Raw genomic sequence first — 24512 nt, forward strand, 5'->3', positions numbered from 1 at the left:
TCGGAGGTCTTCGGCGGTCGTTCGGGTCACGCGGGGCGCTGGGTGCCGACCTTCAGCTCCCGGAACGGGACGTCGCGGTCCACCTGGGGTTCCTTCGGCAGGCCGAGGATCCGCTCCCCGATGATGTTGCGCTGGATCTGGTTGGAGCCGCCGGCGATGCTCGACGCGGGCGTCGAGTTGATCGCGATCGCCATCTCCTCGGCCGCCGCGTCGCCCGGCTCCCAGGCCGCGAGCTCCCGCCCTGCGATGAGACCTGCGGTGTCCACCGCGCGCCACAGCAGCAGCGCGCCGGCGAGCTTCGACACCGAACCGCGGGCGCCGGGTGGCGATCCCGCCTCCGCTTCCTGCCGCAACCGGCTGTTGAACAACCCGAGAGCCTTCTCCTGTGCATAGATCTCGGCCAACCGGCCGCGCACCACCGGATCTTCGGCACGACCATGTCGGCGGGCGAGCTCCACCAGGTTGTCGTAGGACAGCGGGTCGCTGCCGCGCCGGACCGAGCCACCGATCGACACCCGCTCGTGCCCGAGCATGGTGACCGCCGCCAGCCAGCCGCCGCCGACCTCGCCGATCACCGAATCGGCCGGGATGCGCACGTCGTCGAAGTAGACCTCGTTGAACGGCGCCCGGCCGGTCATGTCCCGCAGCGGCCGCACCGTCACGCCGGGGGCGTGCATGTCGACGATGAACATGGTGATGCCGCGGTGCTTCGGGACGTCCGGGTCGGTGCGGGCCAGCAGCGCGCCGAAGTCCGACCACTGCGCGCCCGAGGTCCACACCTTCTGGCCGTTGATCACCCACTCTCCCCCGCTCTCGCGCACCGCGCGGGTCTGCAGGCTGGCGACGTCGGAACCCGCGCCCGGCTCGGAGAACAGCTGGCACCAGATCTCGTCGCCGCGCAGCAGCTTCGGCAGGTAGCGCGCCTTCTGCTCCGGGGTGCCGAGGTCCAGCAGCGTGGGGCCGCACATGCCCATCCCGACCATGAACGGCGAGCCCGGCAGGTCGTAGTGGGCCGCCTCCGCGTCGTACGCCTGCTGCTCGGCGGCGGTGCGGCCCTGTCCGCCGAACTCGGCCGGCCAGGTGATGCCCGCCAGGCCCGCGTCGTAGGCGGCGGCCTGGAACCGCTTGGCCTCCTCGAGCACCTCGGCCGGGGCGCGGTCGCCCAGTGATCCCGGCGCGTTGGCGGCCAGGAATTCGCGCGCTTTCGCGCGGAACTCGTCGACGTCCATGTGCTCTCCCTCCACCCCGGCGGTGCGGTGGCAGCGAATCCGTCACCTCCGACTGTAACCGAACGGGAGCCAGCTGAACATGTTCTATTTTTAAGTCCACAGTAGATTCCGATGCTGGGTGACCTGCGTTGCGCGCCGGACTTTTCCGCGTCCCGGAGGTCCGTCCCGGGTTGACCACCACCGCTCGGCAACGCAATATGAGGCCCGTCACGTCACCCTCACCGGCGAGGTAACGATGTCCGCTGCTGCGCAATCCGTGACCGGCCGAGGCATGACCGCCGCCGATCAGCTGGCCCGGCATGCCCGCAAGATCCCCGACCAGATCGCTCTGCGCTTCCGGGACGTCAGCCGCAGCTACCGGGAGTTCGACGAGCGCGTCACCCGGCTGGCGAACGCGCTGCGGGACCGCGGCGTCGGAGCCGGCGACCGGGTCGCGGTGGCCGGGCTCAACGGGCTGGAGATCGTCGAGTCCTACTTCGCCTGCGCGCGGCTCGGCGCGATCTGCGTGCCGATCAACTTCCGGCTGGTCGCCGACGAGATCGCCTACGCACTGGACGACAGCGGCGCCTGCGCGGTGATCGTGGACTCGTTCCTGGCCGAAACCATGGCCGGGGCCAGGGAAAAAGCCCCCGGCGTGCGCGTCTGCCTGGTCATCGGCGGCGCCGCGGGCGAGGACACCGAGGACTACGACGCGGCCCTCGCGGCGGCGTCCGACGAGTTCACCGAGACCGTCGTGGACGAGCAGTCGCCAGCGTTCATCATGTACACCTCGGGGACCACCGGCCGCCCCAAGGGCGCCGTGCTCACCCACCACAACCTGCTGATGCACAGCTTCAGCTCGCTGGTGCACAACGGCGTCACCGCGGACAACCGCGTCTGGTTGGTCGGAGTGCCGCTGTTCCACATCGCCGGGGTGTCCGGGATGCTGCCGTACCTGCTGCTCGGCGGGCGGATCGTGATCAGCGCGTCGGGCCGGTTCGACCCGGCCGAGACGGTGCGGATGCTGGCGCGGGAGCGGATCACGTCGTGCTTCTTCGTGCCCGCGCAGTGGCAGGCGATCTGCGACCTGCCGGACATCGGCGACCACGACCTCTCGGCGCTGCAGCGGATCAGCTGGGGCGCCGCGCCCGCGTCGTCGACGCTGCTGCGCAAGATGTTCGACACGTTCCCGCAGGCCGAGATCACCACCTCGTTCGGGCAGACCGAGTGCAGCCCGGTGACCACGATGCTGCGCGGCGAGGACGCCCTGCGCAAGATCGGCTCCGTCGGCACCCCGATGCTCAACGTCGAGGCCCGGGTGGTCGACGACGACATGAACGACGTGCCGCGCGGCGAGGTCGGCGAGATCGTCTACCGCGGACCCACCGTGATGCGGGAGTACTGGGGCAAGCCGGCGGAGACCGCCGAGGCGTTCCACGGCGGCTGGTTCCACTCCGGCGACCTGGTGCGCCAGGACGACGAGGGCTACCTCTACGTGGTCGACCGGAAGAAGGACATGATCATCTCCGGCGGCGAGAACATCTACTGCGCCGAGGTCGAGGACGTGCTCGCCGCGCATCCCAAGGTCGCCGAGACCGCGCTGATCGGGGTGCCGGACGAGCGGTGGGGCGAGACGCCGCTGGCGGTCGTCGCGCCGCGCGACCCGGCCGATCCGCCGACGTTCGCCGACATCGAGGACTGGTGCAAGCAGCGGCTCGCCGGCTACAAGCGCCCGCGCCGGCTGGCGGTCGTCGCGGAACTGCCGCGGAACCCCAGCGGCAAGGTCCTCAAAACCCAGCTGCGCCGCGAGCACTCGGCCGGCGAAGTCGTTCCCGAGAACTGATCCACTCCCAGGAGGCGTGATCTTGTGTGTGGCCCTTCTTCACTGTTGGCTATTGTTAGCTGTGATGGTCAAGATGCGCCGCATCGGCGAGTTCGCGAGAAAGGTGGGCTGTACGGCCGGTGCTGTGCGCTGCGGGAAAAGCGAAAGGCGTCTTACTGCCCTGCGCAATCCGACCAGGTGGAGGTACTTCGTCGCAGCCGGTGCGCGGAGAGTTCGACGACCAGTCTTCGACGCCGCGGTGGACGAGATCATCGTTTGCGGCGGGGTGGCCTTGTGACGGTCACGCGGATCGCGTACTCACAGGATCTCAACACCGGCAAGTTCGCGCAGCTGGTCGAGCAGGCTCGCCGGTTGGGGTGCGTCCGTAGTGAGGTGTGGCAGCGCTACGGCTCGGTCAACGGCGCTGGGCTGTCCGATCGGAAGATCCGTGACTCGTGGATGGCGGACGGTACGGCCGAGTTGTTCGGTGTTTTGGCGAATGCATGGAAGGAGACGGTTCGGGACGCGGTCGCGGACATCGCCGCGAACCGGGCCGCGGCTAAAGCGAAGGTCCGGAAGGCGGCGAACAAGCGGGCCTCGGACCCGATCGAGCGGAAGCGGATGTTCACCGCGCTCAAACGCGACACATGGACTCAGGATGCGTTCCTGTCGCGGCAGATGCGCAAGCACTGGAAGCGTGGCCGCAACCGCACCCACAATCAGATCGTGGTGCGCAGCGACCAGTACCGCACATTCACCCTGGCCGAGAACGGCACCATCTGGCTTGCGGTACCTGGTTTGAAGCGTCGCCAGTTGGTGCGTATTCCGCTGAACACCACGGTGGCTCCGTCGGGGACGCTGCGGCTGATCCTGCGCAATGGCCGTGTTGAAGTGCACTACCAGATCCACGCAGCAACAATGCCCTCCTCCACACGCCCCGTTGGCGATCGTGAGATCGGTGTGGACAAGGGCTACACCGAAGTCCTGACCGACTCCGACGGTCAGCACCATGGCACCGAGCTGGGTGTATTGCTGACCCGCGAGTCGGATTACCGGAAGACGAAGAACGCGAGGCGGGCGAAGATCCGGTCGGTGGCGGAAAAAGCCCGCGAAGCCGGTGATCACGCCAAAGCCGACCGGATCGTCGGCAACAATCTCGGGACGGTTAAGCGGGACCGGCGTTCATCCCGCTGGCAGCAGACAGTGCGTACGACAACGTTCCGCGCGGTGCATGCTGTTGTCGATAAAGCCGCGTTGATCGCGGCGGAGGACCTCACCAAGATTTTCACCGGCCGTGCTCGGCGTGGCCGGAACGTCAACCGGCGCTTGGCGGCGTGGACCAAGGGGCTCACCGCTGAGGCACTCACCAGTGTGTCGGAGCGCAGAGGTTCTGCGCTCACGCTGGTCAACGCGGCCTACACCTCACAAGTCGCCCCCTGCTGCGGAGTCCTTGGGCGCCGCAGCGGGGACCGGCTTCACTGCACAGGGTGCGGGGTGGTGTGGCAAGCAGACCACGCGGCAGCGATCAACGTCCTGCACAGAGTGGGTGACCCCGACATCACCCCGCACACCCCGTACCAGCGGGTGAAACGCATCGTGCAGCAACGGGCCGATCGCCGACCGGATCAGACTGCCGATCCCGGACTCCAGCCTGCGAGCGGAGAGCGAAACATCCAACCGATGATCAACATTGATCAATAAGAAGGAAGCAGGCACGAAACATGGGCGACACCGCCAACCCCTTCGATCTCACCGGGCACGTTTCCGTGGTGACCGGCGGCAATTCGGGCATCGGCCTGGCGATGGCCGACGCGCTGGCCGCCGCCGGCGCGGGCGTCTGCATCTGGGGCACCAACGCCGAGCGCAACGAGACCGCGGCCCGGGAGCTGGAGAAGCACAGCGGCAAAGTGCTCGCCCTGCGCTGCGACGTCGGCGACGAAGAGCAGGTCGAGGCGGCGATGTCGCGCACCGTCGAGGAGTTCGGGCGGCTGGATTCGTGCTTCGCCAACGCCGGTGTGGGCGGCGGCGGGACCCGCTTCGTGGACGCCGAGCTCAGCGACTTCCACCGCGTGACGCGGGTGAACGTCGACGGCGCGTTCCTCACGCTGCGCGCGGCGGCGCGCCGGCTGCTGGCGCAGGGCGAGGGCGGCAGCCTCGTCGGCACGTCGAGCCTGGCGGCGCGGCAGGGACAACCGCGCGGCCAGGCCTACGCCGCGTCGAAGGGCGCGCTGATCTCGATGATCAAGTCGATCGCGATCGAGCTGGCCCGGCACGGGATCCGGGCCAACGCGGTGCTGCCGGGCTGGGTGAGCACGCCGCTGGCCGACCCGGCGCTGCAGTCCGAGGGGTTCCAGCGCAAGGTGCTGCCCCGGATGCCGGTGGGCCGCTGGGGCGCGCCCTCGGACTTCGGCGCGCTGGCGGTCTACCTGGCGAGCCCGGCGAGCGTCTTCCACACCGCCGACGCGATCACCGTCGACGGCGGCTACATCTCCTTCTAAAAAGTCTCCACGCTCGTTTTGAGTGGCGGTGCGGGTAGCGGAACCTCAGGCGCCTTCTCGCTGACTATGCAACTCGTTGCATTGCATCTTGTTGCATAGTAGCTTGACCGGCACGGGCGCCTCGGCGTCCGCGTCGGCGGCGCAGCGGGAGGCGAGCGATGAGCAACGTGCTTCGAACCAGGTTCACCGAGGAGTTCGGCGTCGAACACCCCATCGTGCAAGGCGGCATGCAGTGGGTCGGCCGGGCCGAACTCGTCGCGGCGGTCGCGGAGGCCGGCGCGCTCGGCATGATCACCGCGCTCACCCAGCCGACGCCGGAGGACCTGGTCAAGGAGATCGCGCGCTGCCGCGAGATGACCGACAAGCCCTTCGGCGTCAACCTGACGATCCTGCCCACCATCACGCCGCCGCCGTACGCGGAGTACCGGCAGGCGATCATCGAATCCGGCATCGGGATCGTCGAGACCGCCGGGTCCAACCCGGCCGAGCAGGTCGCGGCGTTCAAGCCCGCCGGGGTCCGGGTGCTGCACAAGTGCACCAGCGTCCGGCACGCGCTCAAGGCGCAGCAGCTCGGCGTGGACGCGGTCAGCATCGACGGCTTCGAGTGCGCCGGCCACCCCGGCGAGGACGACATCCCCGGCCTGGTGCTGATCCCCCGCGCCGCCGACGAGCTCAGCATCCCGATCATCGCGTCCGGCGGCTTCGCCGACGCCCGCGGCCTGGTGGCGGCGCTGGCGCTCGGCGCGGACGGCATCAACATGGGCACCCGCTTCATGTGCACCACCGAGTCGCCGATCCACGACGCGGTCAAGAAGCGGATCGCCGAGGCCAGCGAGCTGGAGACCGAGCTGATCTTCCGGCCGCTGCGCAACACCGCGCGGGTCGCCAGCAACGCCGTCAGCCGCGAAGTGGTGGCGAAGCTGGCCGACGGCGCGGCCTTCGATGACGTCCGCGACCTCGTCGCCGGCGCCCGCGGCCGACAGGTCTACGAGCAGGGCGACCCGGAGCTCGGCATCTGGAGCGCCGGCATGGTGCAGGGGCTGATCACCGACGTGCCGCCGGTCGGCGAGCTGGTGGAGCGCATCGTGCGCGAGGCCGCCGAGCTGATCCGGGGACGGCTGGGCGGGCTGATCGGCGTGGCAGACTGAACCGATGTCGTTGGAGTACGCCATCCTGGTCTCGCTGCAGGAACGCGCGGGATCCGGGTACGAGCTGGCGCGCCGGTTCGACAAGTCCATCGGTTACTTCTGGTCGGCCAGCCACCAGCAGATCTACCGGAGCCTGAAGCGGATGGTCGAGCTGGACTGGGTGTCCTGCGACGAGGTCGCGCAGGACAAGCGCCCGGACAAGAAGGTCTACCGGGTCAGCGAGTCCGGCGCCGCCGAACTGGCGCGCTGGCTCGCCGAACCGGTGGATCCGCCGGCCGTCCGCAACGAGCTGTCGGTGAAGATCCGCGGCGCGTCATTCGGCGACACCGAGCGGGTCGCCGAGGAGGTCGCCCGGCACCGCCGGGGGCACGACGAGCGGCTGGCCGTCTACCGCGCGATCGAGGAGCGGGATTTCCCCGCGCCGCAAGGGCTTTCCGGGCAGCAGCTGCACCAGTACCTGGTGCTGCGCGGCGGCATCCGCACCGAGGAGTCGATGCTGGCCTGGTGTGACGAGATCCTGGCGGCAATGCGCGCCGATCGGGGCTGAGGGAGCGCTAGTCTCTCGATCACTGGGCTACTCGACGAGCGAGGTGCACGATGGGCTTCCGGACCTCCCGCGGCGGCGATGACTTCTTCGCCGCCTACGACGCCGTGCTGGCGAAGTGGCCTGCCCCGGTCGACGCGCTCGAAGTGCCGACGGCCTACGGCAGCACCCGCGTGCACGCCTGCGGCGCGCCGGACGGCCCGCCGTTGGTGCTCCTGCCCGGCGGCGGAGCCACCTCGACAGTGTGGTTCGCCAACGTCCGCGAACTCGGCGAACGGCACCGGATCTACGCCATCGACCTCATCGGCGAGGCGGGGCGCAGCGTCGCCGACGGCAAAGCGGTCTCCGGCGTCGGCGACCAGATGGCTTGGCTGGACGAGGTGCTCGACCACCTCGGCGTCGAGGCGGCGGACCTGTGCGGGCATTCCTACGGAGCGTGGATCGCCCTGCACTACGCCCTCCACTCGCCCCGGGTGCGCAGCCTCGCGCTGCTGGATCCCACGGCGTGCTTCACCCGCTGGAATCCGGGCTACCTGCTGCGCGCCCTGCCGATGCTGCTGCGGCCCGCGCCGCAGCGAACGCGCGACTTCCTGCGCTGGGAGACCGGCGGCATCGGCATCGATCCGGCCTGCCTCGAACTGCAGGCCCGCGGCGCGGAGTTCCGGGCCGCGAAGCCGGTCACCAGCCCCAAGCCCGACCCGGCGCGCCTGACCGTGCCGACCCTCGTGCTGGCGGCGGAGAACAGCAAGGCCCACGACCCGCGCCGCCTGCTCGCGCAGGCCGAACGCGTGGTGCCCCGCGTCCGCACGGCGATGCTGCCCGGCGTCGGCCACCACGCGCTGCCGACCGGGAATGCCGCCCGCCTGAACGGAATCCTCGCCGACTTCCTGTCGGCCGCGAAACCGGCGTGAGGGACGCCTCCGCCGGGTCGGACCGGCGAGGGCGCCCCTCGGCTGGGAATCGTCACCAGATCTCGGCGACCCACTCCGGGTGGTCGATGAACGGGTTCCGGTTGTGCTGGAACTGGTCGAAGATCACCTGGTTGCGGCGCTGCTCCCCGGCGTCCGGCGGGTCCTGCTCGTTCCACTGCTTCAGCACCGAAACGCGGCCAATGAACGGGTTGCTGCCGTTGTCGACGTTGTCGTTGACCTCGAGGTCGGCGAAGCCGTCGCCACCGTCGTAGCGCACCGACATGTAGAAGATCATCCGGGCGACGTCGCCCTTCACCTCGTCGCGCGGCTCCCAGGAGTCGCCGTCGGTGAAGTTGCCCGGCGCTTCCTCGGACTCGGTGCCGCCCATGTCGAAGTCCTTGTTGCCGCGATCCGAGTTCACGGTGACGTCGGTCGGGCGCAGGTGGTGCACGTCGGTGCCGGGACCGGGCGAGGTGCCGAAGTCGCCGTGGGACTTCGCCCAGACGTGCTCCCGGTTCCAGTCGTCGGCGTCGCCGCCGTTGGTGTCCTTGCCCTGCGACCGGCCGGTGTAGAGCAGGATCACGTTGGCGTTGTTGTTCGGGTCCTCGTCGGTGACCTTCAGCGCGTCCCAGACCTGGTCGTAGCTCAGGGTCGTGGTGCCGCTGCTGATGATCCCGTGCAGGGCGGTCTTGAGCTCGGGACCGGTCTTGCCGATCGCGTCCTGGTAGTAGTCCTCGACGGCGGAATCCGCCGTCGCATCGGGGGCCGCCAGCGCGGCGGTCGTGGGCACGACCACCAACGCGGCGCTGAATAACAGGGTCAGCGGTTTCCAACGGGCGATCTTCACGGGCGTGTCCTCTCGCCTCTTCGCCGGCCGCGCCGCACAACATCCGCGCCCGTGCCCGACCGGCAGGACTGTCGTTCAAGCAGGACGAAGCCTGCCACACGAACGATCACCATTGGGTGAACCAATTGGCGCGGTCCGGTGTCGGACGGTGATCGGATTCGGTAACGCACGGTGTCCGGATCGGCGCGGATCCGGCCGCAAACTGGGAAAATGCCGACGCCGGTATCGATCAACCGGGCGCTTTGCGCGGCCACCAAACGGCAACAACGGGAATTGTCAGTAGCAGCAGCACGGCCGGGAGCAGGAAGCCCAGCGCCGCGTCGTGCCGGTAGAGGCCGGTGAACGCCGCCGGGGAGGCCGACATCCCGAGGAACCGCAGCGCGGTGACCACGGAGATGATCCCGCCGCGCCCGCTCGCCCCGCCGGTGAGCACCGTGGCGTGGATGCCGACCAGGATCAGCTGCCCGCAGACGCCGCCGACAGCCCAGGCGATCGCGACCGCGGGCAGCCAGGAGACCAGGCCGACGGCCCCGACCGCCAGGGCGCCGAACAGCAGCCCGACGCACACGATGGCGCGCTGGCCGAACCGGTCCACCGCCCCGCCGGTCAGCCGGGCGCCGACCGCGCCCGCCACGCCGTAGGCGGTGAGCACCAGGCCGCGCGCGCCCGGGCTCAGCGCGAAGGCGTCGTCCAGCCGGAACGCGACCAGGAACGGCAGCCCCGCCAGGCAGGCCCAGGCGACGAAGGCGACGCCCCCGGTCAGCAGCACGGATTTCCGCCAGGCGTCCCGCAACGCGGCGGGCCGCTGCGCCGCGCCGTCGCGCGAATCCGGCGGCAGCGGGCTGATCGCCAGCGCCGCGGCGACCGCCGCGAGGCCGACGAAGGCCCACTGCCAGGCGCCTTCCGCCGCGAGCCCGCCGACCAGCGGCGCGGACGTCTGCCCGATCGCCTGCATCGCGCCGTAGGTGCCCAGCGCCCGGCCGAGGCGCTCCTTCGGCGTGACGGCGGCGAGCTTGGCCAGCAGCAGCGGCGTGGTGAACGCGTTCGCGATGCCCTGCAAGGCGCGGCTGGCCTGGAAGAGCCAGAACCACGGGGCGAGGGCGGCCAGCAACGCCACGACCGCGTACCCGGCGTAGGCGACGCGGATGCTGCGGCTCATGCCCCACCGCTCGCCGAGGCTACCGGAGACCAGCATGACGATCGCGAACGGCAGCAGGTACACCGTCAGCGACGTCGCCGCGACGCCTTGCGACACGCCGAATCCGCTGCTGAGCTCCGGCAGCATGGCGGAGACGACGCCGCCGCCGAACGGCCCGAGCAATCCGCCGATGTAGAGGGCGACGCGCGCGTTCACCAAACCGCCCTTCGCCGCACGAGATCTACCGGCAGTCGATCACAGCGCGGGTGCGGAGTCGAGCAGTGGGCCCGGATGCGTCTGTTTTGCCCGGGTCGCGGGTCAGAGCGATCGCAGGTGCGGCACCACCTCCGTGGCGAACAGGTCGAGGGAGTCGGCGACGAGCCCGTAGGGCATGCCGCCGATCTGCGGGCCGAAGATCATCAGCCCGTGCCCGAACCGCTCCCGGTAGGTGCCGACCTTGTCCACGATCTCCTGCGGGCTGCCCGCGAACAGCCCGCCGGCGGCGATGTTGCTCTCCAGGGTCTGCCCGGCCGGCTCGTCGCCGACCCCGCCGCGGTCCCGCGTGAGGTCGCGGTCGGCCCACTGGGCCTCGTAGTACGGGCGCAGGTCGTCCCTCGCCTGCTGGGAGGTCTTGCCGACGAACAGCAGTCCGCCGGAGCCCACCCCGGCCTGCGCCGGGTCGCGGCCGTAGGCGGCCCAGCGCTCCCGGTAGTGGTCGACGAGTTTCCCGTAGTTCTCCATCGGCTGGATCGCGTTGGCGACGAAGATCGGGTCGCCGAAGCGCGCGGCGAGGTCCGGCGAGGCCTGGCTGGTGGCGACGCCGTGCCAGACCGGCGGTGGGGTCTGCAGCGGCCGCGGCAGGCTGGTGACTCCCTCCAGCCTGCCGCGGAACTTCCCGCTGAACGTGACTTCCTCCTCGCGCCAAAGCCGGTGCAGCAGCTCGTAGTGCTCGGCCTGCAGCTCCCACTGGTGTTCGCGGTCGTAGCCGAACATCGTGTAGGGGTCGGCGGAATTGCCCTTGCCCACGATCAGTTCGAGCCGGCCGTGCGACAGGTGGTCGAGGGTGGCGTAGTCCTCGGCCACCCGCAGCGGGTCGAGGGTGCTCAGCAGCGTGACCGTGGTGATCAGCCGGATCCGGCTGGTGCTCGCCGCGATCGCGGCGAGCACCACGGGCGGCGCCGTGGCCACCGTCCGGCCGGCGTGGTGTTCGCCGAAGCCGAAGTAGTCCAGGCCCAGCTGCTCGGCGAACTCGGCCAGCCGCACGACGTCGTCGAAGTGCTCGGTGGCCGAACGGGTTTCACCGGTCAGCGGGTCCGGCTGCGTGCTGCCCAGACTCAGGATGCCCAACTGCACGTCCACGCACCTCCAGATGGGGCCACCGGCGGTGACCCGGGAAACGATCCGGAATTCGAATGTCCTCTTCGGACTGGGAAGCTCGATGTGCCGCGCTGTGCGGCATCATCGGCGACACGCCTGGCTCGCCACGCGACGGAGGTCGACGTGCCGGCGGCGGGTGAACGTGATCAGCACCGGGCAATCGTCGAGCGGCCCGGCGCCGGTGTCAACGAACGCACCGATCGTCCCACTACGCGGACCTGCGCTCGAAAGCGCTGCACAGCACAGCCTTGCGTCCACAATGGACTCAGTTGACATGGCGCCGCCCGCCGCATGAACGTCAGGTGAAAACTGGCAAACGCCCTGGGAAAAACGCGGACCGGACAAATCTTGACCGCCATGACGCCAGAAACTTATGGTCCAGACCATCGGCTCAACGCGGGGTCCGACCCGCCGGGGCCGGTGGTCGTCGGAGTCCCCTCTCCCTTCCTCGGCCAGGTTCCACCCAGCACCGCCGGTCCGGCACCACCTCCTGACCCGGCGGTTTCCTCCGAAGGAGCTGAGATGAACAAGAAGCCGAAACTCGCCGCAGCCATCGTCGGCGCGGCGCTCGCCCCGGCCCTCGTCGCGATCCCCACCAGCACCGCCAGCGCGCACGGATACGTCAACTCGCCGCCGAGCCGGCAGGCCCAGTGCGCCCAGGGCACCGTCCCGTGCGGCGCCATCAAGTACGAGCCGCAGAGCGTCGAGGGCCCGAAGGGCCTGCAGAGCTGCAGCGGCGGCAACGCGGGCTTCGCGGAGCTCGACGACGACGGCAAGGGCTGGACAGCGACGCCGGTCGGCAACTCCGTCACCTTCAACTGGACGCTCACCGCTGCGCACCGCACGTCGACCTGGGAGTACTTCATCGGCGGCAACCGCGTCGCCGTGTTCGACCAGGGCGGCCAGCAGCCGCCGTCGCAGCTGTCGCACACCGTCGACCTCGGCGGCGTCAGCGGCAAGCAGAAGGTGCTGGCGGTCTGGAACGTCGCCGACACGGCGAACGCCTTCTACGCCTGCATCGACCTCAACGTCGGCGGCAAGTGATCTCGTCCAGCGGCTTTTTCCCTGAACCGGCGGGCCCGCGCTCCACTCGGAGCCGGGCCCGCCGCGTCACAACAGCACCGGCAGGCCGAACCGGGCGTCCACTCTGGACGCGAACCGGACGATGGGCCGGCTCGGCGGGGCCAGCCCGAACCCGGCGAGCAGCCCGGTGTCGGTGAACTCCAGCAGCTCCGCGGAATCCAGGGCCCAGGGCTCGTGCGCCACCGGGACCTCGATGGGCCGGCGGTACCAGGTCGAGAACATCCGCCAGCGCTCGGTGAGGAACCGGTCCGCGCCGGTCGGCGCGACCCGGCCGCCGCGCCGGATGCGCAGGTCCAGGCCGACGCCGGATCGCTCGACGCGGTAGGCGGTTTCGGTCGCCGTCTTCGAGCATTCGACCACCGCCGACCGGTACGGCAGGCGGCCGACTGCCCTGGCCACGCGGACGAAACCCGAGTGCGACGCCTCCAGGGAGAAGAACACCAGCCCGCGGCGACCGCGCTCGTCGACGGCGAAGGTCCGCACGTTGAGCTCGGCGAACCGCGCCCGAAACGGGCTGCGCACCGACATCCCCAGGCCGACCACGCCGACCCAGGCGCTGCCGTCGAACAGGTCGGGCCTGGTGCGCGGCGGCAGCAGCGCCGCGACGTCCCGTTCCGGGCAAGGCCAGTGCGCGAACACGACGTCGCTCCAGCCCTGCTTGCTGAACGAGCAACGCATCCGGTGCGGCGCGACCGGCGTGAGCGGTTCGGCTTCCATGATCACAGGATGGCTTTCAGCAGCGCGGCGTAAAGCGTCAGGCCGGGGCCGAAGGCCAGCGCGACGACGTGGTTCCCGTCGCGGAACCCGCCGGCCAGGAGTTCCTCCAGGACCAGCAGCAGCGTCGCGGACGAGCAGTTGCCGTGTTCGGCGAGGACTTCGCGCGACGGCTGCAGCGCGGCAGGTGGCAGTTCGAGGGTGTCCGCGACGGTGTCGAGGATGCGCGGGCCGCCCGGGTGCACCGCCCAGCCCCGGATGTCGGCCCGCCGCAAGCCGTTGCGGCCGAGCAGGTCGTCGAGCACCGGGCCGAGGTGCCGGGCCAGCACCTCCGGCACCTGCGGCGAAAGCCCCATCCGGAAACCGAGATCGGTGATCTCCCAGGTCATGTGCGCGCTCGCGGTGTCGTCGGTGAAGGCGGCGATGTCCACGACCGCGAGCCCGGCCGCCGCCGGGTGCAGGACCGCCGCCACCGCCGCGTCGCCGAAGAGCGCGTGCGAGACGACCTGCTGCGGATCGTCGGTCGGCGGCTGGATGTGCAGGGAGGTCAGCTCCAGGCAGAGCAGCACCGCCGCGCGGCGGTGCGCGGCGACGAAATCCGCGACGCCGCCCAGCGCGGGCAGGGCCGCGTAGCAGCCCATGTGCCCGACGAACAGCCGCCGCACGTCGGGGCGCAGCCCGAGGGAGGTGGCGAGCTTGATGTCCAGGCCCGGCGTGCCGTAGCCGGTGCAGGTGGCGACGGTGAGCAGGCCGACCTCGTCCGCGCCGATCCCGGCGTCCTCCAGCGCGGCGGCGACGGCCTGGTGCCCCAGCCGCGGGGATTCCTCGTCGAAGCGGCGCATCCGGGCGGCCGTGGACCAGCCGGAGAGGTCTTCCTTGATCGGGTTGGCCACGGTGTGCCTGCGCCGCACCCCGGCGCCGGCGAACACCCGCCGAGCAAGGTTGCTGCCGCGGAAGTGCTCCTGGAAGAAGCCGTCCCACAGCGCCTGCTGCTCGGCGGTGTCCGGCAGCGCCGAGCCGAGTCCGGCGATCAGCGGCGTCACCAACGGGGCGACTCGGTCTCGTCGTCGGGGTCGCCGCCGAGCGCGGCCACGCCGAGCCAGTCGGCGCAGACGTCGGACGTCGCCGGTTGCAGCGCGCCGCATCGGGCGTCGCGGTAGATCCGCTCCAGCGGGTGGCCGCGCCGCGTCGCCGACGCCCCGGCCGCTTCCAGCACCGACGAGGCCACCTCGGCCGCGGTGTCGCCCGCGACCAGCTTCGCCCGCCATACCCAGCGGTTCGTCTCCGGCTCCCCCGGCCGCTGCGCCACCCGCCGGGCGGCCTCCCGCACCACGGCGTCGGCCGCGGCGACCGCCGCATCCGCCCGGCCCATCCGGGATCGCACGGCAGGCAGGGTGTGCAGCCCGCGTTCGCGCAGGTGTGCGCCGCCTTCGCGCAGCGCCGACCGCGCCACCCCGACGTAGACGGCGGCGTACGACGCGACGAGCCATTGCGGCATCACCTGCGCGACCAGCAGCGTGATCCCCTCGATCCCGCCCAGCAGCGCATCGGCGCCCACCGACACCTCGAAGTGCACGTCGTGGCTGCCGGTGGCGCGCATGCCCAGCGAATCCCAGGTCGGCTCGACCCGGATGCCCTCACCGGCCGGAACCAGGAAGTAGGACACCTTCGGCTCGACGGCGTCCGGGTCCTTGGCGGTGACCAGGTACGCGTCGGCGTGACCGGCACCGGAGACGAACGCCTTGCTGCCGGTGATGCGGTACCCGCCGTCGCGCCGGCGGAACACCGTGGTGGTGCGCGAAAGCCGCGAGCCCGTGCCGCGCTCGCTCATCGCCACCGAGTAGAGCGCGCCGTCGGCGGCCGCCGCGAGCAGCCGGTCCCGCGCGGCGAAGCAGCTCTCCGGTGCGCCCAGCTGCCGCAGCAGTTCTTCTGGTGTGTGCGCGAGCGCGCCGGTGACGGAGGCGTGCATGTTGAAGATCAGCGCCGTGGAGCCGGCGCCGCCGGCCAGTTCGGTCGCGACCGCGGCGTAGTCGGCGAACGACGCGCCGAAACCGCCCAGTTCCACCGGAACCATGAGGCCCAGCAGCCTGCGGGCGCGCAGATCGGCGAAATCCTCGCGAGGAAAGGCACCTTCGGCGTCGTAGTGCCCGGCGCGCGCGGCGATGCGCGGCACCAGGTCGCGCGCCGCCTCGTGCGCGGCGGTCGGCGAAGACGGTTCCACGAACAGCGACAACGGCTTTCACCCCTTCTTCCGGCCGATGCCCTGGAACAGCACGGCAGTGGAGGAGAACGGGAGCATCCGGACACCGCCCCGGCGGCCGGCGGCCCACGCCAGCAGGTCCAGCCACGACGGCCGCACGCCGCGCAGCCGCAGCGCCACGCCGTGCCGGGCCGCCTCGGCGATCAGCTCGGCGCGATCGACCAGCAGCGCTGGATCGTGCACGCCGCGCACCGCCACGCGTTCGGCGATCCCGATCGCCACCACCCGGCACAGGGCCGTCGCCGCGAGGGTGTCCAGCACCAGCAGGCCCCCGGTCCGCAGCACCCGGCACGCTTCCGCCACCGCGGCGGGCAGATCGGTCACGTGCTCCAGCACCTCCCCGGCCACCACGCAGTCCGCGCACCCGTCCGGCAGCGGAACCGCGAGGACGTCGCCGACCACGGGCTGCACGCCGTGCTCGGCTGCCTGCCGCAACGCGGTCGGCGACCGGTCCACGCCGATGTGCCGGTATCCCTTGCCCGCCACGTGCGGGGCCAGCAGGCCCGCCCCGCAGCCGAGATCCACCAGCACCGCGCCGTTCCGCGCGGCGGTGGGAACCAGTGCGCCGCGTGCGGCGGCGAGCCAGTGCAACATCGCGAAGACGCCACGCGGCTGCCACCACTGGTCGGCGAAAACCTCGTACAGCAAAGGATCGTTGCGCCGCACGGTCCGGCCGGAGCGTGCCATGCGCTCCAGGCTGGCACACTCGGCCGGGTGCGGCACTTCGCAACGGCATCCTCGCTGCTCCGGGCCTCGCACCCGGGGCCGGCGGTCGCGGTCACCGCGATCGCCGCCGGGCTCGCGGCCACCACCGGGCGCGACGCGGGCGGCGTGCTCCTGACGGCTGCGGCGGTGCTGGCCGGGCAGCTGTCCGTCGGGTGGCTCAACGACCTGGTGGATGCCGACCGGGATGCCCGGGTCCGGCGGCGGGGCAAGCCGGTGGCGGCCGGGGAGGTCTCGCGGCGGGCGGCGCTGATCGCGGTGCTGGTGTCGGCGCCCGTGGCCGTGGTGCTGTCGCTGCCGTTCGGCGTCGCCGCGACGGCGGTCCACTTCGTCGCGCTGGTGTCGGCGTGGGCTTACGACCTCGGCATGAAGACCGGCCCGCTTTCGGTGCTGCCCTATGCCGTGTCGTTCGGCCTGCTGCCCGCGTTCGTGGCGTTGGGCGGCACCGGTCCCCCACCGGTGCAGCTCATGCTCGCCGCGGCGCTGCTCGGTTCGGCCGCGCACTTCGTGAACGCGCTGCCGGATCTGGCCGACGACGCGGCCACCGGCGTCCGCGGCCTGCCGCACCGCCTCGGCGCGGCGAAAAGCACTGCGGCGGCGGCGTTGCTGGTGCTGACCGCGTCGGCGGTGCTGGCAGGCGTGTCCAGCTGGGTGGTCCTGCCGCTGGCGGCGGCCGTGCTCGGCGCCGGTGTCCTGCTCGGCCGCCGCCCCGGCTCCCGCACCGCCTTCCACGCGGTCGTCCTCGTCGCCCTGCTCGACGTCGCGATGCTGCTGAGCACCGGCATCCAGCCTTCGTGACCTAAGTGGACGGTACTCAGCCGGCCATTCCGGTCAGGGCGGCGAAGGCGATGATGTTGTCGCGGTAGCTGCGGGCCGAGTGGTCGAACGAGCCACCGCAGGTGATCAGCCGCAATTCCGGGCCGGCGGTGTTGCCGTACACCTCGTCGGCGGGGAACCCGGTCTTCGGCGGCTGCGCCATGCGGTCCACGACGAATCTCGCGACCCGCCCGTCCTGGCGGCCGATGAGGATCTCGTCGCCGGGCCGCAGTTCGCGCAGCCGCGCGAAGATGCCGTCCTGGCCATCGCCGTTGACGTGCCCGAGCACCACCGCCGGTCCCGCTTCGCCCGGCGTGGGGCCGTACTGGTACCAGCCGGCCTGCATCGGCTGGTGCACGGCCGGGACCTCGATCGTCCGGTCCGGGTTGAGCCCCAGCGGGATCAGCGACGACCGCGCGCCGATCCGGGGTATCTCGATCCACGCCGGTTCCGATCGCGGCACCGCAGGCGATTGCCGCACCGGCGCCGAAACGGGCGTGACGAGGTCGATGGACTGCCCGCCGGGCGAACAACCGGAAAGCGCCAGGGCCGCGAGGACCAGGGCGGCCGCGATCGTTCCGCGACCGCCCCGGTTCCCCCGTGCCCGGGGATGCACGCTCATGCGGATGCGCCTCAGTTCGCGCCCGCGCGCCGGCGGCGCAGCACCAGCGCGGCCCCGCCGCCCGCCACCACGACAGCCGCGGCGGCACCGCCGAGGATCGCCGGGTCGAAGCCCGACTCCACCGGCCCGCCACCGGTTTCCGGCGCGCCCACCGGGCGCTGGCTCACCTGGTCGTCTCCGGCCGGCTTCGGCACGGCCTGAGTCGACTGCTTCGGCTGTTCGGCCCGGGTCGCCTCGGGCACCGGCGCGGCCGGCGTCGACTCCTTCGGCTGCTCCGACCGGGGCGATTCCGGGGCCTGCTGCTCGCCCACCGGAGCGGCGGCCGGCTCGCCGGCCCAGCTGATCGGCGCCGCCAGCGGCAGCGCCGCCGCGCCGAGGAGCGCAGCTGCCGCGCACGTACGACCAAGCTTCATCGATCGTGTCCTTCCATTCGACTGTTCGCCCGGAGTCCCGGACGAGAGCCAGAATGCGGCGGCCTTTTCAAGATCCCGTCTGATCGATGTGAAGAACCTGTTCGATTCCGCCACCGGTCGCGGAAATGTGAAGAACCTGTTCAGCCGCGGTCAAGGTCCGGTGGCGGATCACCCGCCGCGCGGGCGGAAAGCGATAATGCGCGATGTGAGCGCACAGGTGCTGGTCGCGGAGGACGACCCGAAGCAGGCCGAGTTGATCCGGCGATATCTGGAGCACGACAACCACCGCGTGGTGGTCGTGCACGACGGTCGCGCGGCGATCGACGAGGCGCGGCGACGCGCGCCCGACCTGATCGTGCTGGACGTGATGATGCCCAAGGTCGACGGCCTGGACGTGTGCCGGATCCTGCGGGCCGAATCGGACGTCCCGATCGTGCTGCTCACCGCGCGGACCACGGAGGAGGACGTGCTGCTCGGGCTGGACCTCGGCGCGGACGACTACGTGACCAAGCCTTACAGCCCGCGCCAGCTCGCCGCCCGCATCCGCGCGATCCTGCGCCGCGTCCGCCGCAGCCAGGACAACGACCAGCAGCCGTTGCGCGTCGGCGATCTGGTGGTGGACCAGCAGCGCCACGAGATCACCCTCGGCGGCGCCCCGCTGGACTGCACTCCCGCGGAGTTCCGGATGCTCGCGGTGCTGGCCTCGGAGCCCGGCCGCGTCTTCACCCGCGGCCAGCTGCTCAGCCAGGCGTTCGGCATGGACAAATTCATCACCGAGCGCACCATCGACGTGCATGTGATGAACCTGCGCCGCAAGCTCGAACCCGATCCCCGGCGGCCGATCCACCTGCTCACCGTGTACGGCGTCGGCTACAAGCTCCAGGACGGCTCCGCCGATGGCGCGCCGGCATAGCCTGCTCGCCCGGTTGCTGGCGATGTCGGTGGTGGTGGCCGGCTGTTCCATCGGCGCCACCGCGTGGCTGGCCGCGCAGAGCACCAGCGGGGCGATCAACCAGGAACTCGGCGAAACCCTGGCCACCGACGCCAAGATCTACGATTCGCTGCTCGGCTACGCGGCCACGAATCCGCAGTGGTCCGGGGTCCAGCAGGTGGTGGCGGACCTGGCCGCGCAGACCGGGCGGCGGATCACGCTGACGACCACGTCGAGGGTGCCGATCGCCGACTCCGGCGGGCCGAAGGACCCCCAACTGCCGAAAACCCCGTCCGCGGTGGTGGATCCGCTCGCGGTCGACCCGGTGCTCAAGCCCGATGCGGCGGCCGCGGGCATCGATCCGCGCGCCGTCGGCCCGTACCGGCTGACCGCCGCGGAGCACGACGAGCTGGGCAAGGCCGCGCAGCGGCAGCTGGACTGCTTCCGGCGGCTCGGCGACGACGGCGTGATCGTCGAGCGCCCCAACGGCCGCCCGGTCGTCCAGCTCGTCCCGAACGACGCTGCTCCCAAGAAGTCGAGGCCCGCCGAACCGGAACCGTCCCAAACCACCGCGCCCACCGCTTCACCGGAAGTGCCCTGCTCCACGCAATTGGAGGCGACTGAAACCGAGCGCAAGGCCGGCGCCGAACTGCTCGCCCTGGTCAACGCCTGCCTGGCCCGGCAGGGGCTCGATCCGCTGCCGGCCCAGTCGGCGGCGGTGACCTCACCGGAGGAACTCCGCACCGATCCGGGCGCCAAGCGCTGCGTGGACTCCGGACACCGGGAACAGCTCGGCTCCTACGTCTCCCCCGCCGCGCACCTGTTCATCACCAAGCCCGGCGGGAATCACGCCGCGACCGACCTGTCTACTGTGGGCACCGCGCGGATCGCGTGGACCGCGCTGGTGGTGCTGGTGCTGACCGTCGGCATGACTGCGCTCGCCGCCAGCCGCTTGGTCCGCCCGATCGACGCGATCACCGCCGCGGCCCGGCGGATGGGCGGCGGCGACCGGTCGGCCCGGGTGAGGACGAGCGCGCGCGGCGAGATCGGCGAGCTGGCGGCCGCGTTCAACGCGATGTCGGAGCAGGTCGAGCGCACCGAACAGCAGCGCAAGACGATGGTCAGCGACATCGCGCACGAACTGCGCACGCCGCTGGTGAACGTGCGGGGCTGGCTGGAGGCCTCGCAGGACGGCGTCGCCACCCTGGACCAACCGCTGGTGGCCTCGCTGCTGGAGGAGACCCTGCTCCTGCAGCACCTGATAGACGACCTGCAGGACCTCGCGCTGGCCGACGCCGGGAAGCTCCGCGTGTACCCCGAGCCCGTGCACGTCGGCGCGCTGCTGGAGCAGGTCGCCGCGGCGCACCGGGGCCGGGCCGATGCGGGCGGCGTCGCGCTGGTCGTCACCGTCGAGGACGACCCCGACCTCACCGCCGACCCGACCCGGCTGCGGCAAGCGCTGGGCAACCTGGTGTCGAACGCGTTGCGCTACACGCCATCCGGCGGCCGGGTCAGGTTGTGGGCGCGGCGCGCGGGCGGCGAGGTGGCCATCGAGGTGGCCGACACCGGCGTCGGCATCGACGCGGCCGCGCTGCCGCACGTGTTCGACCGCTTCTGGCGGGCGGAGAAGTCCCGCAACCGGCACGGCGGCGGCAGCGGCCTCGGCCTGGCCATCACCCACCACCTCGTGAACGTGCACGGCGGCCGCATCGCGGTCCGCAGCACCGTCGGCGTCGGCACCACTTTCACCATCCACCTGCCGGCGACGACGCCTGAACGCTCCTGACGCGGCCGGGCGCCTCAGCGGCGCTTACCCCGAACGCCGCCTTTTCCCTTGCGCCCTAATGCTTTCTGCCGATCCCGATTCATGCTTTTCGCGGTCGAAATGCGAAGAACAACCATCTGAAATGGTTTACACCAATAAAGTTCCACTTGAAAACGGAGGCCGGAACATGACCGACGAGGAGAGACGGATCCGCCGCGCGACGTTCCTGAAGGCGGGCCTGGTGACGGCGGCCGCGATACCCGCGGTGGCCGGCGAGGTGCTGCGCGCGCCGCGCGCCGACGCCGGACCGCTGACCCCGACGCCGATGTGCGACGACAGCGACGGCCCGACCCACGAGCAGATGGAGGGCCCGTACTTCAAGCCCAACTCGCCCGAGCGCGCCGACCTGCGGGAACCCGGCATGCCCGGCACCCCGCTGGTGGTCAGCGGCTTCGTCTACAGCATCTCGTGCAAGCCGCTGGCGAACGTGCTGCTCGACTTCTGGCAGGCCGACAACGTGGGGGTGTACGACAACACCGGCTACACGCTGCGCGGCCACCAGTTCACCGACACCGAGGGCCGATTCCGGCTCGACACCATCGTGGCCGGCCTGTACCCGGGCCGCACCAGGCACATCCACGTCAAGGCGCAGGCCCCGAACCAGCCGATCCTCACCACGCAGCTGTACTTCCCCGGCGAGCCCGGCAACAACTGGGACCAGATCTTCGACCCGGCGCTGCTGATGGCGGTCCAGGACGGCCCGGAGGGCAAGATCGCCACGTTCGACTTCGTCCTCAACCTGCCCTGACCTGCCCCCCCGTTACCCACCACCCAGGACGAGCCTGGAACAGCTGTCACCGACGGCCGTTCGATCGGGCTTGTGCCTTTGAAGCGGCGCAGCCGCTTAGCCCACCTACGCAACTCGCACCGCCGCGGGTTCTCAGACGTCGTCTGGCGAGGACAGCCCCGATGCCGCGTATTGGTCATACGTAAACCGGGGCTCCCACAGTCCAGACGGCGTCTGAGGTTCCGCCACCCGCACCGTCACGCAAATGGAGATCGGAGACAGGTCTTCAGATCAGGAACGAGAACAGCGGGGAGCCCGGTGGGACCTGCTCGATCTGCAGCGGGGATTCCTTCATCCGCTTCAGCAGGCCGTCCAGCTCGTCGGCGCGGTCGAGCTCGATGCCGACCAGCGCCGGGCCGGTCTCCCTGTTGTTCTTCTTCACGTACTCGAACGCGACGATGTCCTGGCCGTCGTCGAGCACGTCGTCGAGGAAGTGCCGCAGCGCGCCCGGTTCCTGCGGGAAGGTGACCAGGAAGTAGTGCCGCAGGCCCTCGTGCACCAGCGAACGCTCGACGACCTCGCCGTAGCGGCTGAGGTCGTTGTTGCCGCCGGAGACCACGCACACCACCGGGCCGCGGGCCGGGCGCTCCAGCGGCAGCCGGGCCGCCGCACTGGCCAGCGCACCGGCGGGCTCGGCGATGATGCCCTCGGTCTGGTACAGCTCGATCATCTCGGTGCACACCGCGCCCTCGGGCACCGCCACCAGCTCGTCGACCAGCTCCCGCACCACCTGGAACCCGGCATCGCCGACGCGCCCGACCGCGGCACCGTCGACGAAGGTGTCCACCGACGGCAGCGCGATCGGCCCGCCGTGGTCCAGCGCGGCGCGCATGCTCGCCGCGCCGGCCGGCTCGGCCCCGATCACCCGGACCTCGGGGAAGTGCGCCTTGAGCCACAGCACCACGCCCGCCAGCAGCCCGCCGCCGCCGACCGGCACGATCACGGTGTCGATCGGGCCGTCGTGCTGCTCGGCGATCTCCAGGCCGACGGTGCCCTGCCCGGCGATGGTCCGCGGATCGTCGAAGGGGTGCACGTAGACCGCGCCGGTGCGCTGGCTGTCCTCTTTGGACGCCGCGCTCGCCTCGTCGAAGGAGCTGCCCACGATCACCGGCTCGACCCACTCGCCGCCGAGCGCGGCGATCCGCCGCCGCTTCTGCCGGGGCGTGTTCGCCGGCAGGTACACCCGGCCCTTGATCTTCAGCTCGCGGCAGGCGAACGCCACGCCCTGCGCGTGGTTGCCCGCGCTGGCGCACACGACGCCGCGCTCGCGCTCGGCCGGGCTCAGCGAGGAGATCAGGTTGTACGCACCGCGCACCTTGTAGGAGCGACAGACCTGCATGTCCTCCCGCTTGAGCCGCACCGGGACGCCAAGTTCGCCGGTCAGGCGGCTGCTCGTTTCCAGCGGCGTGCGGCGGACCACCTGCCGCAGGCGGGTTCCGGCGCGGAAGATCGCTGCGGGACTCAGCTCATCGGACACCAACCGATACTAAGTGCGCTGGTCGGCCAGGACCCGGGCGGGGCGGCCCGGGGCACATCGACCCTACTCGCCGTCACCGGCGGATGCGCACAGTGGTGCGGAGGAGGCGATGGGCGATGACCAGGGCGAAGCAGTCGGTGGTGGTGGGTGTCGACGGCTCGGAATCGTCCGCGCAGGCGGCGCTGTGGGCCGCGGCCGAGGCGGTGCGGCTGGGCGTTCCGGTGCACCTGGTCGTGGTCAACGACGATCCCGCCAGGGAAGGCTTCTCCAAGCAGGCGGTCCGCGACGTCGCCGAACGCTGCCACCGCGAGCGGCCCGAGACCGCGATCACCGACGAGGTCGCCACCGGGCACCCCGCCGAGGAGCTGGTCCGCCGCTCGGACAGCGCCCAGCTGGTGGTCGTCGGGTCGCGCGGGCACGGGGTGTTCCGGGACGCGTTGCTCGGCGCGATCAGCACCTCGGTCGCAGCGCACGCCCGCTGCCCGGTCGTCGTGGTGCGCGGTGACGCGGCCGCCTCGGGTCCGGTCGTCGTCGGTGTCGACAACTCGGCGGTCAACCGCATCGCGGTGCACTACGCATTCGACGCCGCGAGCCGACGGCACGCCGGCCTGCTCGCGGTGCAGGCGCTGCCCGATGCCTACTTCACCGCCGGCACCTATCCCGTGCCCGACCGCCAGGAGATCCAGAACCGGGCCGAACTGCACCTCTCCGAACAGCTCTCGGGCTGGTGCGCCGACTACCCGGACGTCACGGTGCGCCGCGAGGTGGCCAACGAGCACCCGGTCGCGACGCTGTGCGCCGCGGCCCGGCGGGCGCAGTTGCTGGTGGTCGGTCACCGCGGCCGCGGCGGCTTCGCCGGGCTGCTGCTCGGCTCGGTCGCCAACGGCGTCCTGCACCACGCGCCGTGTCCGGTCGCGGTGGTCCGCAACCCCGGCTAGCCCGGCGGCGCCTGGCACCACACCGCGCGGTAGCGCTCGGCGGCATCGGCGTCGCGCTGCCGACGGACGGCGGAGCCGTGGCCCGGCGGGTAGCCGTAGCGGACGAGGCGCGCGTCGACGTTGTCCACCGCGCTGGTCAGCACGATGCGGGCCACCACGAGCACGCCCAGCAGCAGCGCGCCGCCGGCGATCGGCCACGACCCGCCCAGCACGCCGAACCCGACGAACAGCGCCGCACCCAGCGGCGCGATCTGGAGCAGCCCCCGGACCAGCACCCGCAGCACCCACGACTTGCAGGTGGCGTCGCGCAGCACCCACTCGCGATACCGCTCGGGGAGCCTGCCGCCGAACTCGTAGTACAGCCACCAGCCGGGGTTCGGGCGCTTCACTGGCATCCGCCCAGCCTACGGCTCGCCCCTTCCGCCGGGCT

General features: G+C 71.3%; 25 protein-coding genes. 12 read left to right on the forward strand and 13 right to left on the reverse strand.

All coding sequences use genetic code 11. From position 1 onward, the window contains the following. Positions 1–26 precede the first annotated feature (26 nt). Positions 27–1229 (reverse strand): acyl-CoA dehydrogenase family protein, encoded by a 1203-nt coding sequence (locus tag AC07FN_RS24430; RefSeq protein ID WP_478397708.1) that lies wholly within the window; start codon positions 1227–1229, stop codon positions 27–29. A gap of 235 nt (positions 1230–1464) precedes the next feature. Between AC07FN_RS24430 and AC07FN_RS24435 the strand changes: the two genes are divergently transcribed. From AC07FN_RS24435 to AC07FN_RS24460, 6 genes are all read left to right on the forward strand, one after another. Further along, positions 1465–3051: a long-chain-fatty-acid--CoA ligase gene (locus tag AC07FN_RS24435; protein ID WP_478397709.1), complete on the forward strand. Its 1587-nt coding sequence runs from the start codon at positions 1465–1467 to the stop codon at positions 3049–3051. Between the two features lie 273 nt (positions 3052–3324). Continuing rightward, the gene (locus tag AC07FN_RS24440) at positions 3325–4731 is read left to right on the forward strand and encodes an RNA-guided endonuclease TnpB family protein (protein WP_478397710.1); all 1407 of its coding nucleotides are present in this window, start codon (positions 3325–3327) and stop codon (positions 4729–4731) included. A 20-nt stretch (positions 4732–4751) separates the two neighbouring features. Then, positions 4752–5528 (forward strand): SDR family NAD(P)-dependent oxidoreductase, encoded by a 777-nt coding sequence (locus AC07FN_RS24445; RefSeq protein ID WP_478397711.1) that lies wholly within the window; start codon positions 4752–4754, stop codon positions 5526–5528. A gap of 167 nt (positions 5529–5695) precedes the next feature. Then, positions 5696–6676 carry an NAD(P)H-dependent flavin oxidoreductase gene (locus AC07FN_RS24450; RefSeq protein ID WP_478397756.1) on the forward strand — a complete coding sequence of 327 codons (981 nt, stop codon included), beginning with the start codon at positions 5696–5698 and terminating at the stop codon, positions 6674–6676. 4 nt (positions 6677–6680) lie between these two features. Further along, positions 6681–7223, forward strand: a complete 543-nt coding sequence (locus tag AC07FN_RS24455) for a PadR family transcriptional regulator (protein WP_358579013.1) — start codon at positions 6681–6683, stop codon at positions 7221–7223. A gap of 50 nt (positions 7224–7273) precedes the next feature. Next, positions 7274–8131, forward strand: coding sequence for an alpha/beta fold hydrolase (locus AC07FN_RS24460; RefSeq protein WP_478397712.1), 858 nt, complete (start codon positions 7274–7276; stop codon positions 8129–8131). A gap of 52 nt (positions 8132–8183) precedes the next feature. Here AC07FN_RS24460 and AC07FN_RS24465 read toward each other — a convergent pair whose 3' ends face one another. The 4 genes from AC07FN_RS24465 to AC07FN_RS24480 form a co-directional block, all read right to left on the reverse strand. Next, positions 8184–8978 (reverse strand): endonuclease I family protein, encoded by a 795-nt coding sequence (locus AC07FN_RS24465; protein ID WP_478397713.1) that lies wholly within the window; start codon positions 8976–8978, stop codon positions 8184–8186. A gap of 229 nt (positions 8979–9207) precedes the next feature. Continuing rightward, positions 9208–10332, reverse strand: a complete 1125-nt coding sequence (locus AC07FN_RS24470) for an MFS transporter (protein ID WP_478397714.1) — start codon at positions 10330–10332, stop codon at positions 9208–9210. 102 nt (positions 10333–10434) lie between these two features. Further along, positions 10435–11475 carry an LLM class flavin-dependent oxidoreductase gene (locus tag AC07FN_RS24475; protein WP_478397715.1) on the reverse strand — a complete coding sequence of 347 codons (1041 nt, stop codon included), beginning with the start codon at positions 11473–11475 and terminating at the stop codon, positions 10435–10437. 99 nt (positions 11476–11574) lie between these two features. After that, on the reverse strand, positions 11575–11880 hold the full coding sequence (locus AC07FN_RS24480) for a putative leader peptide (protein WP_478397716.1): 306 nt from the start codon (positions 11878–11880) through the stop codon (positions 11575–11577). Between the two features lie 135 nt (positions 11881–12015). Between AC07FN_RS24480 and AC07FN_RS24485 the strand changes: the two genes are divergently transcribed. Next, complete coding sequence (locus AC07FN_RS24485) at positions 12016–12537, forward strand: lytic polysaccharide monooxygenase auxiliary activity family 9 protein (protein WP_132491412.1); 522 nt, start codon at positions 12016–12018, stop codon at positions 12535–12537. A gap of 66 nt (positions 12538–12603) precedes the next feature. Here the strand turns inward: AC07FN_RS24485 and AC07FN_RS24490 are convergent, their stop codons facing one another. Genes AC07FN_RS24490 through AC07FN_RS24505 form a run of 4 tightly spaced genes read right to left on the reverse strand, consistent with a single transcriptional unit; the run spans position 12604 to position 16237 of the window. Continuing rightward, entirely contained in the window at positions 12604–13293 is a 690-nt protein-coding gene (locus AC07FN_RS24490; RefSeq protein ID WP_478397717.1) for a YqjF family protein, read from the reverse strand. Between the two features lie 2 nt (positions 13294–13295). Further along, positions 13296–14333 (reverse strand): type III polyketide synthase, encoded by a 1038-nt coding sequence (locus AC07FN_RS24495; RefSeq protein WP_478397757.1) that lies wholly within the window; start codon positions 14331–14333, stop codon positions 13296–13298. Continuing rightward, entirely contained in the window at positions 14330–15523 is a 1194-nt protein-coding gene (locus tag AC07FN_RS24500) for an acyl-CoA dehydrogenase family protein (protein WP_478397718.1), read from the reverse strand. Before AC07FN_RS24500 ends, AC07FN_RS24495 begins: the two co-directional genes overlap by 4 nt. A 6-nt stretch (positions 15524–15529) precedes the next feature. Continuing rightward, complete coding sequence (locus tag AC07FN_RS24505; protein WP_452617185.1) at positions 15530–16237, reverse strand: class I SAM-dependent methyltransferase; 708 nt, start codon at positions 16235–16237, stop codon at positions 15530–15532. A gap of 27 nt (positions 16238–16264) precedes the next feature. On the opposite strand from AC07FN_RS24505, the gene AC07FN_RS24510 reads away from it, so the two are divergent. Then, positions 16265–17071 (forward strand): UbiA family prenyltransferase, encoded by an 807-nt coding sequence (locus tag AC07FN_RS24510; protein ID WP_478397719.1) that lies wholly within the window; start codon positions 16265–16267, stop codon positions 17069–17071. Positions 17072–17087: 16 nt separating this feature from the next. On the opposite strand, the gene AC07FN_RS24515 is transcribed toward AC07FN_RS24510, so the two are convergent. Then, positions 17088–17711 (reverse strand): class F sortase, encoded by a 624-nt coding sequence (locus tag AC07FN_RS24515; protein ID WP_478397720.1) that lies wholly within the window; start codon positions 17709–17711, stop codon positions 17088–17090. 11 nt (positions 17712–17722) lie between these two features. Continuing rightward, a complete protein-coding gene (locus AC07FN_RS24520) occupies positions 17723–18124 on the reverse strand; it encodes a hypothetical protein (protein ID WP_478397721.1) in 402 nt (133 codons plus the stop codon). 205 nt (positions 18125–18329) lie between these two features. Here AC07FN_RS24520 and AC07FN_RS24525 point away from each other — a divergent pair, with 205 nt between their 5' ends. From AC07FN_RS24525 to AC07FN_RS24535, 3 genes are all read left to right on the forward strand, one after another. Beyond that, the gene (locus tag AC07FN_RS24525) at positions 18330–19037 is read left to right on the forward strand and encodes a response regulator (RefSeq protein ID WP_478397722.1); all 708 of its coding nucleotides are present in this window, start codon (positions 18330–18332) and stop codon (positions 19035–19037) included. Further along, complete coding sequence (locus AC07FN_RS24530; protein WP_478397723.1) at positions 19021–20841, forward strand: sensor histidine kinase; 1821 nt, start codon at positions 19021–19023, stop codon at positions 20839–20841. The genes AC07FN_RS24525 and AC07FN_RS24530 overlap by 17 nt, the downstream gene beginning before the upstream one ends. A gap of 166 nt (positions 20842–21007) precedes the next feature. After that, positions 21008–21628, forward strand: a complete 621-nt coding sequence (locus AC07FN_RS24535; protein ID WP_478397724.1) for a dioxygenase family protein — start codon at positions 21008–21010, stop codon at positions 21626–21628. A gap of 265 nt (positions 21629–21893) precedes the next feature. On the opposite strand, the gene ilvA is transcribed toward AC07FN_RS24535, so the two are convergent. Continuing rightward, complete coding sequence (gene ilvA, locus AC07FN_RS24540) at positions 21894–23147, reverse strand: threonine ammonia-lyase IlvA (RefSeq protein WP_478397725.1); 1254 nt, start codon at positions 23145–23147, stop codon at positions 21894–21896. A 113-nt stretch (positions 23148–23260) separates the two neighbouring features. Between ilvA and AC07FN_RS24545 the strand changes: the two genes are divergently transcribed. Beyond that, positions 23261–24082, forward strand: coding sequence for a universal stress protein (locus AC07FN_RS24545; protein ID WP_478397726.1), 822 nt, complete (start codon positions 23261–23263; stop codon positions 24080–24082). Here AC07FN_RS24545 and AC07FN_RS24550 read toward each other — a convergent pair. After that, a complete protein-coding gene (locus AC07FN_RS24550; RefSeq protein WP_478397727.1) occupies positions 24079–24477 on the reverse strand; it encodes a DUF5313 family protein in 399 nt (132 codons plus the stop codon). The genes AC07FN_RS24545 and AC07FN_RS24550 overlap by 4 nt on opposite strands. Positions 24478–24512 lie beyond the last annotated feature (35 nt).

This window comes from Saccharopolyspora sp. NPDC045941, from assembly GCF_056431445.1.